The sequence below is a fragment of the Paenibacillus anseongensis genome (assembly GCF_009757995.1).
Lineage (GTDB): Bacteria > Bacillota > Bacilli > Paenibacillales > NBRC-103111 > Paenibacillus_E > Paenibacillus_E chondroitinus.
In genome coordinates this window covers 17,869-30,028 of record NZ_WSEM01000042.1, presented here as the reverse complement: position 1 = coordinate 30,028, position 12,160 = coordinate 17,869, and the positions used below count along the sequence as shown (strand labels likewise).

Sequence of the window (12,160 nt, the reverse complement as noted above, 5' to 3'; positions counted from 1 at the left end):
CCTCTTGGTTTTTCTTGCGAATCTATGATTATGCCAAAAGATAAGAAGTTCTTCCTTGACACTGGAACACCAAAATGCTAATATATCGTAGTGTGCCTAAGTTGATATTCTTTCCTTTCTCTGGAGGGGGTGCCTTATGTCTTATGATAAAGTCAAACAGGCGAAGAATATAAGTGTAGGGACGAAGAAAGTCACTAAGACGGTCGAGCAAGACAGGGCTGTTGAAGTTTTTGTTTCTAAAGATGCAGATCCGCGATTGACGATAAAGCTGGTAGCTCTCTGTAATCAAAAGGGTGTGCCAATAACCTACGTAGATTCTATGAAGATGCTAGGTAAAGCATGTGGAATTGAAGTTGGAGCTGCGGTAGCAGCTGTTGTAAATGAATAAACGCTCAAGACGTTTTTGTTAGTGGGATGGCGTACATAAGTTTTCGTAACTTTTTGCTGCTGCCCTTGGCAAAGACTTTCTCTTTGCTCATTTATGACTCGCCTGGATCTGTGGGCTTGCAAGAAATTTATCATGTTATGAATGTAGGGAGGAGGTGGCGATATGCCAACAATTAACCAACTAGTACGTAAAGGTCGTCAAGCGAAGGTGGATAAGTCTAAATCACCAGCTTTGCAAAAAGGTTTTAACGCTTTGAAAAGAGAAGCAACGGATTTGAGTGCACCTCAAAAACGTGGTGTCTGCACGCGTGTAGGTACTATGACTCCTAAGAAGCCTAACTCCGCACTTCGTAAATATGCTCGTGTTCGTTTAACGAACCGTGTAGAGGTGACAGCATACATTCCAGGTATCGGTCACAACCTGCAAGAGCACAGCGTTGTATTGATCCGTGGAGGTAGAATTAAAGATCTTCCAGGGGTACGTTATCACATCGTGCGTGGCGCGCTGGATACTTCCGGTGTTAACAACCGTAAGCAATCCCGTTCCAAATACGGTACTAAACGTCCGAAAGTTAAAAAATAAGAAATAATAATCAGGGATGATTCTTATAAGAAAGGGGGATAACTATGCCTCGTAAAGGTCCAGTTACTCGCAGAGACGTATTGCCAGATCCGATTTATAATAGCAAACTTGTTACTCGTCTTATCAATCGTATTATGATCGATGGAAAAAGAGGGGTAGCACAGTCCATTCTATATAACGCTTTTAACCTCGTGAAAGATCGTACAGGTAAAGAGCCGATGGAAGTGTTCGAAGCTGCTATCAAAAACATCATGCCAGTTCTTGAAGTTAAAGCTCGCCGTGTAGGTGGAGCGAACTATCAAGTGCCGATCGAAGTTAAGCCAGAGCGTCGTACGACACTTGGTTTGCGTTGGTTGGTCAACTATTCCCGTCTTCGCGGTGAGAAGACGATGGAAGAAAGATTGGCTTATGAAATTATCGATGCTAGCAATAGCACAGGTTCTTCCGTTAAGAAACGTGAAGATACACACAAGATGGCTGAAGCTAACAAAGCGTTCGCTCACTATCGTTGGTAGAATAATAAAACAGATTATAGAAAGGAGACATAACGACCTATGGCTAGAGAGTTCTCCTTAGCAAACACGCGTAATATCGGGATCATGGCTCATATTGATGCTGGTAAGACTACTACTACAGAGCGCATTCTGTACTACACTGGTAAAGTTCACAAAATCGGAGAGGTGCACGAAGGTGCTGCTACGATGGACTGGATGGAGCAAGAACAAGAACGTGGAATCACGATTACTTCCGCCGCTACAACTGCGCAATGGGAAGGTCACCGCATCAATATTATCGATACCCCGGGGCACGTTGACTTTACCGTTGAGGTAGAGCGTTCCCTTCGTGTGTTAGATGGAGCAGTTGGTGTATTTAGTGCGAAAGAGGGCGTTGAGCCTCAATCGGAAACAGTTTGGAGACAAGCTGATAAATACAACGTTCCTCGTATTGCTTACGTAAACAAAATGGATATCATCGGTGCAGACTTCCTGCAAGTAGTTGATTCCATGCGTCAAAAACTTGGTGCAAATGCTGTTGCTATTCAACTTCCAATCGGTGCTGAAAGTGATTTCAAAGGTATCATCGATTTGGTTGAAGAAGTGGCGTATATGTACAAAGACGATCTTGGCAAGGATATCGAGAAAGTTGAAATTCCTGCTGAGTTCAAAGATCAAGTTGCAGAACTTCGTTTGGAACTAATCGAGAAAGTTGCTGAGCTTGATGAAGAGCTTACAATGAAATATCTCGAAGGTGAAGAACTAACAATCGACGAGATCAAAGCAGCTCTACGCAAAGGTGTCTGTGAAGTGAAAATCTTCCCAGTTATCGTAGGGTCTTCTTACAGAAACAAGGGTGTTCAATTGATGTTGGATGCAGTTATTAACTACCTGCCATCCCCACTTGATGTACCTGACATTAAAGGTGTACTTGACGATGGTACTGAAGTGACTCGTAAGTCTGCTGACGATCAACCGTTCTCAGCGCTTGCTTTCAAAATCATGACAGATCCTTTCGTTGGTCGTCTTACATTCTTCCGTGTGTACTCTGGTACCTTGAACTCCGGTTCCTATGTCGTTAACGCGACTAAAGGCAAACGTGAGCGCGTTGGTCGTATCCTGCAAATGCATGCGAACAGCCGTCAAGAGATCAGCATTGTATACGCTGGTGACATCGCCGCGGCCGTTGGATTGAAAGATACAACGACTGGTGATACACTATGTGATGAGAAAAACCCAGTTATTCTTGAGAAAATGGTCTTCCCTGAACCGGTTATCCAACTTGCTGTTGAACCGAAGACGAAAGCCGACCAAGATAAAATGGGTATCGCATTGCAAAAGCTTGCTGAAGAAGATCCGACTTTCCGTGCTTCCACAGACGAAGAAACAGGACAAACGATCATCGCAGGTATGGGTGAGCTTCACCTTGAGATCCTCGTTGACCGTATGCTTCGCGAGTTCAAAGTAGAAACCAACGTAGGTAAACCACAAGTTGCTTATCGTGAAACATTCCGCGCTGCGGCTAAAGTTGAAGGTAAATTCGTTCGTCAATCCGGTGGTCGTGGTCAATACGGACATTGTTGGGTTGAGTTCGAACCTCAAGAAGCGGGTGCAGGTTTCATTTTCGAAAGCAAAGTAGTGGGCGGATCTATTCCAAGAGAATACATCGCACCTATTCAAGCTGGTATCGAAGAGTCCATGAAAAACGGTGTAATCGCAGGATTCCCGCTTGTGGACATCAAAGCTACAGTTGTTGATGGATCTTACCATGATGTTGACTCCAATGAAATGGCGTTCAAAATTGCGGGTTCCATGGCACTTAAAGCTGCGAAAGAAAAATGTAAACCGGTTCTTCTTGAACCAATCATGAAGGTTGAAGTTACTGTGCCAGAAGAGTACATGGGCGATGTTATGGGTGACCTTAACTCACGTCGTGGACGTATTGAAGGTATGGATAACCGTCATGGCGCTCAAATCATCCGTGCTAAGGTACCTCTTTCCGAAATGTTTGGATATTCCACAACACTTCGTTCGAGAACACAAGGCCGTGGTGTTTACTCCATGGAACTTTCACATTATGAAGAAGTACCTAAGTCCATTGCAGAAGAAATTATTGCAAAAGGCAAAGGCGCTTAATATAAAACTAATAGTTACTCTAAGGAGGAATCGTTTAAAATGGCAAAGGCTAAATTTGAACGTAATAAACCGCATGTTAACATCGGTACTATCGGTCACGTTGACCATGGTAAAACAACTTTGACAGCTGCTATCACAACTGTATTGTCCAAAAGATACGGTGGAGCTGCAGTAGCTTTCGACCAAATCGATAAAGCACCAGAAGAGCGCGAGCGCGGTATCACAATTTCCACAGCTCACGTTGAGTACGAAACTCCTAACCGTCACTACGCACACGTTGACTGCCCAGGACATGCTGACTATGTTAAAAACATGATCACTGGTGCTGCTCAAATGGACGGAGCGATCTTGGTTGTATCCGCAGCTGACGGCCCTATGCCGCAAACTCGTGAGCACATCCTTCTTTCCCGTCAAGTAGGCGTACCTTACATCGTAGTATTCCTTAACAAATGTGACATGGTTGAAGACGAAGAGTTGCTTGAATTGGTTGAGATGGAAGTTCGCGACCTTCTTAACGAATACGAGTTCCCAGGCGATGATACTCCAATCATCCGCGGTGCTGCTCGTGAAGCTCTTCAAAACCCAGATGGCGCATGGGCTGATAAAATTGTTGAGTTGTTTGAACAAGTTGACACTTACATCCCAACTCCTGAGCGTCAAACTGACAAACCGTTCCTTATGCCTGTTGAGGATGTATTCTCCATCACTGGTCGTGGAACAGTTGCTACTGGCCGTGTTGAGCGTGGAACTGTTAAAGTTCAAGAAGAAGTTGAAATCGTTGGTATCGCTGAAGAAACTCGCAAATGCGTAGTAACAGGCGTAGAGATGTTCCGTAAATTGCTTGACTCCGCTCAAGCTGGTGACAACATCGGTGCCCTTCTTCGTGGTGTTGACCGTAAAGATATCGAGCGTGGACAAGTACTTGCTAAACCAGGTTCTGTTAAACCACACACGAACTTCACAGCTCAAATCTACGTACTAACTAAAGAAGAGGGTGGCCGTCACAAGCCTTTCTTCACTGGTTACCGTCCACAGTTCTACTTCCGTACAACTGACGTAACAGGTATCATCAACCTTCCAGAAGGTACTGAAATGGTTATGCCAGGTGATAACATCACAGTTACAGTTGAACTGATCAACCCAATCGCTATCGAAGAAGGAACTCGTTTCGCGATTCGTGAAGGCGGACGTACTGTTGGTGCGGGCGCGGTTGCTACAATTCAAAAGTAATCCCTTTATATAGAAGAAACACTCATCGTTTAGGCGATGAGTGTTTTTTTATGCGAATGCCTAAAGTTTTACTTGCATTTAGTTTTTAAATTTTATATAATATTAAACGTTGGTCTGTGACGTTGCGATGATGCGAAAGGTTGCCGACACACCCGGACCCTTTGCCATGGGAAAGGTTGTTGGAGAATTTTCGCGGAGTATGTCCGATACTAAATTGGGCGATAGAAGGAGGGACTTATATGGCAAAGCAAAAAATTCGTATCCGTTTGAAAGCTTATGATCACAGAATCATTGATCAATCAGCTGAGAAAATCGTGGAAACTGCCAAGCGTTCCGGTGCAGGTGTATCCGGTCCGATTCCGCTTCCGACAGAGAAGCAAATCATCACGATTCTTCGTGCGGTGCACAAGTACAAGGATTCGCGTGAGCAATTCGAAATGCGTACGCATAAGCGTCTAATCGATATTGTGAATCCAACACCACAAACAGTTGATGCTCTAATGCGTTTGGACTTACCGTCTGGCGTAGACATTGAGATCAAACTGTAAAACAACTATAGAATGAACGTTTAGGAAGGAAAAGAGGTGTCAACGATGAAAGGTATCTTAGGAAAAAAACTAGGGATGACTCAGTTGTTTACTCCGGAGGGTAACGTAGTTCCGGTAACTGTCATTCAAGCGGGACCATGTGTGGTTCTTCAAAAGAAAGATGTGGATAACGACGGTTATGAGTCAATCCAAATCGGTTTTGATGATGTAAAAGCTAGCCGTATCATTAAACCAGAGCTTGGCCATGCGAAAAAAGCAGGGGCAACGCCTAAGCGCTACGTTAAAGAAATTCGCGGCATTCAATTGGGTGACTATGAAGTTGGCCAGGAATTGAAAGCAGATCTGTTCACAGAGGGCGAATTCGTTGATGTAACGGGTACTTCCAAAGGTAAAGGTTTCCAAGGTAATATCAAAAGACATAACCAGTCAACAGGCCCTATGGCTCACGGCTCCCGTTACCACCGCGGACCAGGTTCGATGGGTTCCATTCAAGCGAACCGCGTTCCAAAAGGTAAAAAGTTGCCAGGACACATGGGTAACGAGACTGTAACTTTACAAAATCTTCAAATCATCAAAGTAGATGCTGAACGTAATGTATTGCTAGTTAAGGGTTCCATTCCGGGTCCTAAAAACAGCTACGTTAGCGTGAAGTCTGCTGTTAAAAAGTAAGAAAGGAGGAAGACAGATGCCAAAAGTAGCTTTATATAATGTAACAGGTGCTCAGGTAGGAGAAGTTGAACTGTCTGACGTTGTTTTCGGAATTGAGCCTCACGTTCACGCGATTCACGAAGCTGTTCTTTTGCAACAAGCAGCTGTGCGTCAAGGAACTCACAAAACAAAAGGTCGTTCGGAAGTTCGCGGCGGTGGTCGTAAACCTTGGAAACAAAAAGGAACAGGCCGTGCTCGTCAAGGTAGTATCCGCGCTCCACAGTGGAAAGGCGGCGGTACCGTATTCGGACCAACTCCTCGTAGCTATGGTTTCAAATTGCCAAGAAAAGTTCGTCGTTTAGCGATCAAATCCGCTTTGTCCTCGAAAGTTCTTGATAACAACTTGATCGTATTGGATCAACTTCAATTGAATGCTCCTAAGACGAAAGAATTTGTAGCAATCTTGAACAACCTGAAAGTTGATCGCAAAGTATTGGTTGTAGGCGTAGATAACGACTCCAACGTTGCTTTGTCTGCTCGTAACATCCCAGGTGTGAAATTCGTTGCTGCTAATGGCGTAAATGTTCGTGATGTCATGTTGTATGACAAATTGATCATTACGCAAGAAGCTGTACAGAAAGTTGAGGAGGTGCTTGCACAATGAAAAATCCACGCGACATTATCAAGCGCCCGATCATCACTGAGCGTACAAGCGACCTAATGGCTAACAAAAAGTATGTTTTCGAAGTGGATCTTCGCGCTAACAAAACAGAAATTAAACAAGCCATCGAAGCAATCTTCAAAGTGAAGGTTACAAATGTAAACACACTTAGAATGCCAGCTAAGCCAAAACGTTATGGTCGTCACTCTGGTTACACTTCCATCTGGAAGAAAGCTATCGTGTCCCTAAGCGCAGAAAGCAAAGAATTGGAATTCTTTGAATCGGTATAAACCATTTCTTAAAGTAAGGAGGAAATCAGAGTGCCAATTAAAAAATATAAACCAACCTCACCAGCTCGTCGTGCGATGTCGGTTTCTACTTTTGAAGAAATCACAACATCAACACCGGAGAAATCATTGCTTGCTCCTTTGTTCAAGCATGCTGGTCGTAATAACCAAGGTAAAATTACAGTTCGTCACCATGGCGGCGGACACAAACGTAAATACCGTATTATCGATTTCAAACGTACTAAAGATGGAATACCAGGACGCGTTGCTACAATTGAGTACGATCCTAACCGTTCCGCAAACATCGCATTGATCCACTATGCTGATGGTGAGAAAAGATACATCATCGCTCCTAAAGGTCTTAAAGTGGACGATCGTATCGTATCCGGACCACAATCCGATATCAAAATCGGTAACACTCTTCCTTTGGAAAACATTCCAGTAGGTACAGTTATCCACAACATCGAGTTGAAACCTGGTAAAGGTGCACAACTAGTGCGCGCTGCTGGTACGGAAGCTCAACTTCTTGGTAAAGAAGAAACTTATGTAACAATTCGCCTATCCTCTGGTGAAGTTCGTAAAGTTCTTAAAGTTTGCCGCGCAACTGTAGGTTCTGTTGGTAACGAAGATCACGAACTCGTGAAAATCGGTAAAGCAGGACGTAATCGTTGGAAAGGCAATCGTCCTCAAGTTCGTGGGGTTGTAATGAACCCGAATGATCACCCACACGGTGGTGGTGAAGGACGCGCACCAATCGGACGTAAATCACCTATGTCTCCATGGGGTAAACCGACGCTTGGTTACAAAACTCGTAAAAAAGGTAAAGCATCCGATAAATACATTGTACGTCGTCGTACGAAGTAATCTAGGATATATGAATTTTCTTGAGGTTCAAGGAAGGGAGGAACACCCATGGGTCGCAGCTTAAAGAAAGGTCCATTTATCGATGGATACTTACTGAAAAAAGTAGAAGACTTGAACACATCCAGCAAAAAGTTGGTTATCAAAACGTGGTCCCGTCGTTCTACGATTTACCCGCAATTCGTTGGTCACACTTTCGGAGTGTACGATGGAAGAAAACACGTGCCTGTATACGTAACAGAAGATATGGTTGGACATAAGCTTGGTGAATTTGCTCCAACACGTACTTACAAAGGTCACGATGACGATAAGAAAACCGGTAAACGTTAATTTCAATTTTTAACCGAGAGGAGGTACTACCATGCAAGCTAAAGCAATATTGAACCACGCTCGGATTGCTCCTCGTAAAGCAAAGCTAGTTGTTGACTTGATTCGGGGAAAAGCGGTAGGTGAAGCGATCGCGATTCTGCGTCATACGCCTAAAGCAGCTTCTCCAATCCTGGAGAAACTTCTAAACTCCGCAATTGCCAATGCAGAGCATAACTACTCATTAGATCCTAATAAGCTAGTGGTTTCTGAGACGTTTGTTAACCAAGGACCAACAATGAAAAGGTTCCAACAACGTGCAATGGGCCGCGCTAGCGCGATCAAAAAACGTACCAGCCACATTACAATCGTGGTATCTGAGAAATAAGGAGGGATAACGTGTGGGTCAGAAAGTCAACCCGGTAGGCCTAAGAATTGGTATTATTCGTGATTGGGAGTCCAAATGGTTTGCAGAGAAAGATTTCGGAACTCTGTTGCTTGAAGACGTCAAAATCCGCGAATACTTAAAAAATAAACTTAAAGATTCTGCAGTTTCCCATATCGACATCGAGCGCGCGGCTAACCGTGTGAACGTAACGATTCATACTGCAAAACCAGGAATGGTTATTGGTAAAGGCGGAGCTGAAGTTGAAGTTATTCGCAACTACATCGCTGGCTTGTCCAATAAAAAAGTTCACATCAACATTTCTGAAATCAAAAGCCCTGACCTTGATGCTATCCTAGTAGCTGAAGCAGTTGCACTTCAATTGGAACGTCGTGTTTCTTTCCGTCGTGCAATGAAACAAGCTATGCAAAGAACAATGAGATCCGGAGCAAAAGGTATCAAAGTAGCAACTAGCGGACGTCTTGGCGGCGCTGAGATCGCTCGTACGGAAGGATATAGCGAAGGAACTGTTCCACTTCATACGCTTCGTGCTGATATCGACTACGGTACTGCAGAAGCGCACACTACTTACGGACGTATTGGTGTAAAAGTATGGATCTATCGTGGAGAAGTGCTTCCGACAGCTAAGAAAAAGGCTCAGCCGGAAGGAGGAAATTAAATCATGTTAGTACCTAAACGTGTAAAACACCGTAAAGAACACCGCGGTAGCATGAAAGGTCGCGCTAAAGGCGGAACGGAAGTAGCTTTTGGCGAATATGGTCTGCAAGCAGTTGAACCGGCTTGGGTAACCAACCGTCAAATCGAAGCAGCTCGTATTGCCATGACACGTTATATCAAACGTGGCGGTAAAGTTTGGATTAAAATTTTCCCAGCTAAACCAGTTACACAAAAACCGCTTGAAGTTCGTATGGGTAGCGGTAAAGGTAACGTGGAGAAATGGGTTTCCGTAGTAAAACCGGGCAAAATTTTGTTTGAACTTGCTGGTGTTAGTGAAGAGGTCGCTCGCGAAGCGATGCGTCTTGCTGCTCACAAGCTTCCAATCAAAACGAAGTTCGTGAAAAGAGAAGAAGTAGGCGGTGAAGCAAATGAAGGGTAGTGAATTCCGGAACTTAACCACTGCTGAAATCGAGCAAAAAGTTAATGGTTTTAAAGAAGAACTCTTTAACCTCCGTTTTCAACTAGCTACTGGTCAATTGGACAATCCGACTCAAATTCGTGATTTGCGTAAAGAGATCGCTCGTGCCAAGACTATTTTGCGTGAAAGAGAATTGGGTATTGGGTAACCAAATCTAGAAGGGAGGCTTCCTTAGATGGCTGAACGTAACGATCGTAAAGTTCTGATCGGTAAAGTTGTCAGCGATAAAATGGATAAAACCATTGTTGTTGCTGTTGAAACTTACAAAAAACATGATCTCTACCACAAGAGAATCAAATATACGAAGAAATTCAAAGCTCATGATGAAAACAATCAAGCTAAAATCGGTGACACTGTGAAAATTTCCGAAACTAGACCATTGTCCAAAGATAAATCTTGGAGACTTGTTGAAGTTCTTGAAGTTGCAGTTGTTATCTAATAATCTAGATATGAACCCCGAAAGGAGGGAATACGATGATTCAACCATTTACTCGTTTGGCTGTCGCTGACAACTCCGGTGCTAAGCAATTGATGTGTATCCGTGTTTTGGGTGGTACTGGTCGTCGCGTTGGTCACATTGGTGATTTGATCGTATGTTCAGTAAAAGAAGCAACACCTGGTGGCGTTGTCAAAAAAGGTGACGTTGTTAAAGCAGTTATCGTTCGTACGAAGAGCGGTGCTCGCCGTAAAGACGGATCATATATCTCATTTGATGAGAATGCGGCTGTTATCGTGAAAGAAGATAAAAGTCCACGTGGTACACGTATCTTTGGACCAGTTGCACGCGAACTTCGTGACAGAGACTTCATGAAGATCGTATCCTTGGCTCCAGAAGTTATCTAAGAACAGTTAGTCTGTTTTCCTTACGGGAAACCTCAGGAGGTGTAGAAGCTAATGCCAAGAACTAAAAAGAGATTAGAATCTCATAACAATAAACTGCACGTGAAAAAAGACGATACGGTTTTTGTAATCACTGGTAAAGACAAAGGTAAGAAGGGCCGTGTAATCGCTGCTTATCCTCGTCAAAACCGTGTATTGGTTGAAGGTGTAAACATGGTTAAGAAACATGCGAAACCATCCCAACAAAACCCACAAGGCGGTATCTTGAATCAAGAAGCTGCGATCCACGTTTCTAACGTGATGCTGATTGATCCTAAGAGCGGCAAACCTACTCGCGTAGGATACAAAGTATTGGATAACGGAACGAAAGTTCGTATCGCGAAAAAATCCGGCGAAGTTATCGACTAATACAAACAAGCATGGAAAGGAGGCAATTGAGTCATGGCAGTAAGAATGAAAGATCGTTATTTGAACGAAATTACTCCAGCGTTAATTCAAAAGTTTAACTACTCAACAGTTATGCAAGTTCCTAAAATCGAGAAAATCGTTATCAACATGGGTGTTGGTGAGGCTGTATCGAATTCCAAAGTGCTTGATACTGCAGTAGAAGATCTTCAAAAAATCGCTGGTCAAAAACCAGTTGTAACTAAATCCAAAAAAGCAATCGCGGGTTTCAAACTTCGTGAGAACATGCCAATCGGTGTGAAGGTTACACTTCGCGGCGAGCGCATGTATCATTTCTTGGATAAACTTTTCAACGTATCACTTCCACGTGTACGTGACTTCCGCGGTATTTCCAACAAGGCTTTTGATGGCCGTGGGAACTACACGCTTGGTTTGAAAGAACAACTCATTTTCCCTGAAATTGAGTATGATAAGGTTGATAAAGTTCGTGGTATGGATATCGTTATCGTAACAACGGCTAAGTCCGACGAGGAAGCTCGCGAGCTTTTAACACAACTCGGAGCGCCTTTCGTTAAATAGGTTCCAGGTCGTACCTATCAGGAGGTGTTATATTAAGTGGCAAAAACTTCGATGAAAGTCAAACAACAACGTACCCCGAAGTTTAAAGTGCAAGCATACACACGTTGTGAGCGCTGCGGACGTCCGCATTCAGTGCTTCGCAAGTTCAAAATTTGTCGGATTTGTTTCCGCGAATTAGCACACAAAGGTCAGATTCCAGGCGTGAAAAAAGCAAGCTGGTAATCACCCTATTTTCGGGAAGGAGGTTTACACAAATGGTCATGTCAGATCCAATTGCAGATATGCTAACTCGCATTCGTAATGCGAATATCGTACGTCATGAAACAGTTGAAATCCCTGCATCTAAAGTGAAAAGGGAAATCGCTGAAATCCTTAAAAAAGAAGGATTTATCCGTGATGCTGAGTACGTTGAAGATAGCAAACAAGGTATCATTCGTTTGTTCCTGAAATACGGTTCAAACAATGAGCGTGTTATCTCCGGTTTGAAGAGAATCTCCAAACCAGGACTACGCGTTTACACAAAATCACAAGAAATCCCTCGTGTATTGGGCGGATTAGGGATTGCCATCATCTCCACATCTAAAGGAGTTATGACGGATAAAGATGCTCGTCAATCCAAAGCTGGCGGAGAGGTTATCTGCTACGTTTGGTAAT

General features: G+C 43.6%; 21 protein-coding genes. All 21 read left to right on the top strand.

What is annotated here, in order from left to right; translation table 11 throughout:
• Positions 1-136: 136 nt before the first annotated feature.
• Positions 137-388 carry a ribosomal L7Ae/L30e/S12e/Gadd45 family protein gene (locus tag GON05_RS38585; RefSeq protein ID WP_145669483.1) on the top strand — a complete coding sequence of 84 codons (252 nt, stop codon included), beginning with the start codon at positions 137-139 and terminating at the stop codon, positions 386-388.
• A 162-nt stretch (positions 389-550) separates the two neighbouring features.
• Positions 551-970, top strand: a complete 420-nt coding sequence (rpsL, locus tag GON05_RS38580; protein ID WP_028557500.1) for a 30S ribosomal protein S12 — start codon at positions 551-553, stop codon at positions 968-970.
• Positions 971-1,014: 44 nt separating this feature from the next.
• Positions 1,015-1,485, top strand: a complete 471-nt coding sequence (gene rpsG, locus GON05_RS38575; RefSeq protein WP_127457544.1) for a 30S ribosomal protein S7 — start codon at positions 1,015-1,017, stop codon at positions 1,483-1,485.
• 39 nt (positions 1,486-1,524) lie between these two features.
• Positions 1,525-3,600: an elongation factor G gene (gene fusA, locus GON05_RS38570; protein WP_157326752.1), complete on the top strand. Its 2,076-nt coding sequence runs from the start codon at positions 1,525-1,527 to the stop codon at positions 3,598-3,600.
• A gap of 39 nt (positions 3,601-3,639) precedes the next feature.
• Positions 3,640-4,830 carry an elongation factor Tu gene (gene tuf / locus GON05_RS38565; protein WP_145669490.1) on the top strand — a complete coding sequence of 397 codons (1,191 nt, stop codon included), beginning with the start codon at positions 3,640-3,642 and terminating at the stop codon, positions 4,828-4,830.
• A gap of 239 nt (positions 4,831-5,069) precedes the next feature.
• Entirely contained in the window at positions 5,070-5,378 is a 309-nt protein-coding gene (rpsJ, locus tag GON05_RS38560) for a 30S ribosomal protein S10 (RefSeq protein ID WP_028557496.1), read from the top strand.
• Positions 5,379-5,423: 45 nt separating this feature from the next.
• Positions 5,424-6,047 (top strand): 50S ribosomal protein L3, encoded by a 624-nt coding sequence (rplC, locus tag GON05_RS38555; protein ID WP_029196463.1) that lies wholly within the window; start codon positions 5,424-5,426, stop codon positions 6,045-6,047.
• A gap of 16 nt (positions 6,048-6,063) precedes the next feature.
• Positions 6,064-6,690 carry a 50S ribosomal protein L4 gene (rplD, locus tag GON05_RS38550; RefSeq protein WP_127457541.1) on the top strand — a complete coding sequence of 209 codons (627 nt, stop codon included), beginning with the start codon at positions 6,064-6,066 and terminating at the stop codon, positions 6,688-6,690.
• Positions 6,687-6,977: a 50S ribosomal protein L23 gene (rplW, locus tag GON05_RS38545; RefSeq protein WP_127457540.1), complete on the top strand. Its 291-nt coding sequence runs from the start codon at positions 6,687-6,689 to the stop codon at positions 6,975-6,977. Before rplD ends, rplW begins: the two co-directional genes overlap by 4 nt.
• A gap of 30 nt (positions 6,978-7,007) precedes the next feature.
• On the top strand, positions 7,008-7,838 hold the full coding sequence (gene rplB / locus GON05_RS38540; protein WP_181646411.1) for a 50S ribosomal protein L2: 831 nt from the start codon (positions 7,008-7,010) through the stop codon (positions 7,836-7,838).
• A 48-nt stretch (positions 7,839-7,886) separates the two neighbouring features.
• Entirely contained in the window at positions 7,887-8,165 is a 279-nt protein-coding gene (rpsS, locus tag GON05_RS38535; RefSeq protein WP_029196461.1) for a 30S ribosomal protein S19, read from the top strand.
• A 31-nt stretch (positions 8,166-8,196) separates the two neighbouring features.
• Positions 8,197-8,529 carry a 50S ribosomal protein L22 gene (gene rplV / locus GON05_RS38530; protein ID WP_028557490.1) on the top strand — a complete coding sequence of 111 codons (333 nt, stop codon included), beginning with the start codon at positions 8,197-8,199 and terminating at the stop codon, positions 8,527-8,529.
• A 13-nt stretch (positions 8,530-8,542) separates the two neighbouring features.
• A complete protein-coding gene (gene rpsC / locus GON05_RS38525; protein WP_167067701.1) occupies positions 8,543-9,205 on the top strand; it encodes a 30S ribosomal protein S3 in 663 nt (220 codons plus the stop codon).
• Positions 9,206-9,208: 3 nt separating this feature from the next.
• A complete protein-coding gene (gene rplP / locus GON05_RS38520) occupies positions 9,209-9,643 on the top strand; it encodes a 50S ribosomal protein L16 (protein ID WP_157326751.1) in 435 nt (144 codons plus the stop codon).
• Entirely contained in the window at positions 9,633-9,830 is a 198-nt protein-coding gene (gene rpmC, locus GON05_RS38515; RefSeq protein WP_028557487.1) for a 50S ribosomal protein L29, read from the top strand. The genes rplP and rpmC overlap by 11 nt, the downstream gene beginning before the upstream one ends.
• 27 nt (positions 9,831-9,857) lie before the next feature.
• Positions 9,858-10,121, top strand: a complete 264-nt coding sequence (gene rpsQ / locus GON05_RS38510) for a 30S ribosomal protein S17 (protein WP_157326750.1) — start codon at positions 9,858-9,860, stop codon at positions 10,119-10,121.
• 35 nt (positions 10,122-10,156) lie between these two features.
• The gene (gene rplN, locus GON05_RS38505) at positions 10,157-10,525 is read left to right on the top strand and encodes a 50S ribosomal protein L14 (RefSeq protein ID WP_028557485.1); all 369 of its coding nucleotides are present in this window, start codon (positions 10,157-10,159) and stop codon (positions 10,523-10,525) included.
• 51 nt (positions 10,526-10,576) lie between these two features.
• Positions 10,577-10,930: a 50S ribosomal protein L24 gene (rplX, locus tag GON05_RS38500; protein WP_209856245.1), complete on the top strand. Its 354-nt coding sequence runs from the start codon at positions 10,577-10,579 to the stop codon at positions 10,928-10,930.
• Positions 10,931-10,963: 33 nt separating this feature from the next.
• On the top strand, positions 10,964-11,506 hold the full coding sequence (gene rplE, locus GON05_RS38495) for a 50S ribosomal protein L5 (protein WP_157326749.1): 543 nt from the start codon (positions 10,964-10,966) through the stop codon (positions 11,504-11,506).
• 36 nt (positions 11,507-11,542) lie between these two features.
• Positions 11,543-11,728: a type Z 30S ribosomal protein S14 gene (locus GON05_RS38490; protein ID WP_029196455.1), complete on the top strand. Its 186-nt coding sequence runs from the start codon at positions 11,543-11,545 to the stop codon at positions 11,726-11,728.
• A 32-nt stretch (positions 11,729-11,760) separates the two neighbouring features.
• On the top strand, positions 11,761-12,159 hold the full coding sequence (gene rpsH, locus GON05_RS38485; protein ID WP_029196454.1) for a 30S ribosomal protein S8: 399 nt from the start codon (positions 11,761-11,763) through the stop codon (positions 12,157-12,159).
• The last annotated feature ends 1 nt before the right edge of the window (position 12,160 follow it).

Bases quoted from the DNA above. Each gene is read 5' to 3' on its own strand.
- GON05_RS38585 (WP_145669483.1), top strand. From the start codon at position 137: ATGTCTTATGATAAAGTCAAACAGGCGAAGAATATAAGTGTAGGGACG.
- rpsL (WP_028557500.1), top strand. From the start codon at position 551: ATGCCAACAATTAACCAACTAGTACGTAAAGGTCGTCAAGCGAAGGTG.
- rpsG (WP_127457544.1), top strand. From the start codon at position 1,015: ATGCCTCGTAAAGGTCCAGTTACTCGCAGAGACGTATTGCCAGATCCG.
- fusA (WP_157326752.1), top strand. From the start codon at position 1,525: ATGGCTAGAGAGTTCTCCTTAGCAAACACGCGTAATATCGGGATCATG.
- tuf (WP_145669490.1), top strand. From the start codon at position 3,640: ATGGCAAAGGCTAAATTTGAACGTAATAAACCGCATGTTAACATCGGT.
- rpsJ (WP_028557496.1), top strand. From the start codon at position 5,070: ATGGCAAAGCAAAAAATTCGTATCCGTTTGAAAGCTTATGATCACAGA.
- rplC (WP_029196463.1), top strand. From the start codon at position 5,424: ATGAAAGGTATCTTAGGAAAAAAACTAGGGATGACTCAGTTGTTTACT.
- rplD (WP_127457541.1), top strand. From the start codon at position 6,064: ATGCCAAAAGTAGCTTTATATAATGTAACAGGTGCTCAGGTAGGAGAA.
- rplW (WP_127457540.1), top strand. From the start codon at position 6,687: ATGAAAAATCCACGCGACATTATCAAGCGCCCGATCATCACTGAGCGT.
- rpsS (WP_029196461.1), top strand. From the start codon at position 7,887: ATGGGTCGCAGCTTAAAGAAAGGTCCATTTATCGATGGATACTTACTG.
- rplV (WP_028557490.1), top strand. From the start codon at position 8,197: ATGCAAGCTAAAGCAATATTGAACCACGCTCGGATTGCTCCTCGTAAA.
- rplP (WP_157326751.1), top strand. From the start codon at position 9,209: ATGTTAGTACCTAAACGTGTAAAACACCGTAAAGAACACCGCGGTAGC.
- rpmC (WP_028557487.1), top strand. From the start codon at position 9,633: ATGAAGGGTAGTGAATTCCGGAACTTAACCACTGCTGAAATCGAGCAA.
- rpsQ (WP_157326750.1), top strand. From the start codon at position 9,858: ATGGCTGAACGTAACGATCGTAAAGTTCTGATCGGTAAAGTTGTCAGC.
- rplN (WP_028557485.1), top strand. From the start codon at position 10,157: ATGATTCAACCATTTACTCGTTTGGCTGTCGCTGACAACTCCGGTGCT.
- rplX (WP_209856245.1), top strand. From the start codon at position 10,577: ATGCCAAGAACTAAAAAGAGATTAGAATCTCATAACAATAAACTGCAC.
- rplE (WP_157326749.1), top strand. From the start codon at position 10,964: ATGGCAGTAAGAATGAAAGATCGTTATTTGAACGAAATTACTCCAGCG.
- rpsH (WP_029196454.1), top strand. From the start codon at position 11,761: ATGGTCATGTCAGATCCAATTGCAGATATGCTAACTCGCATTCGTAAT.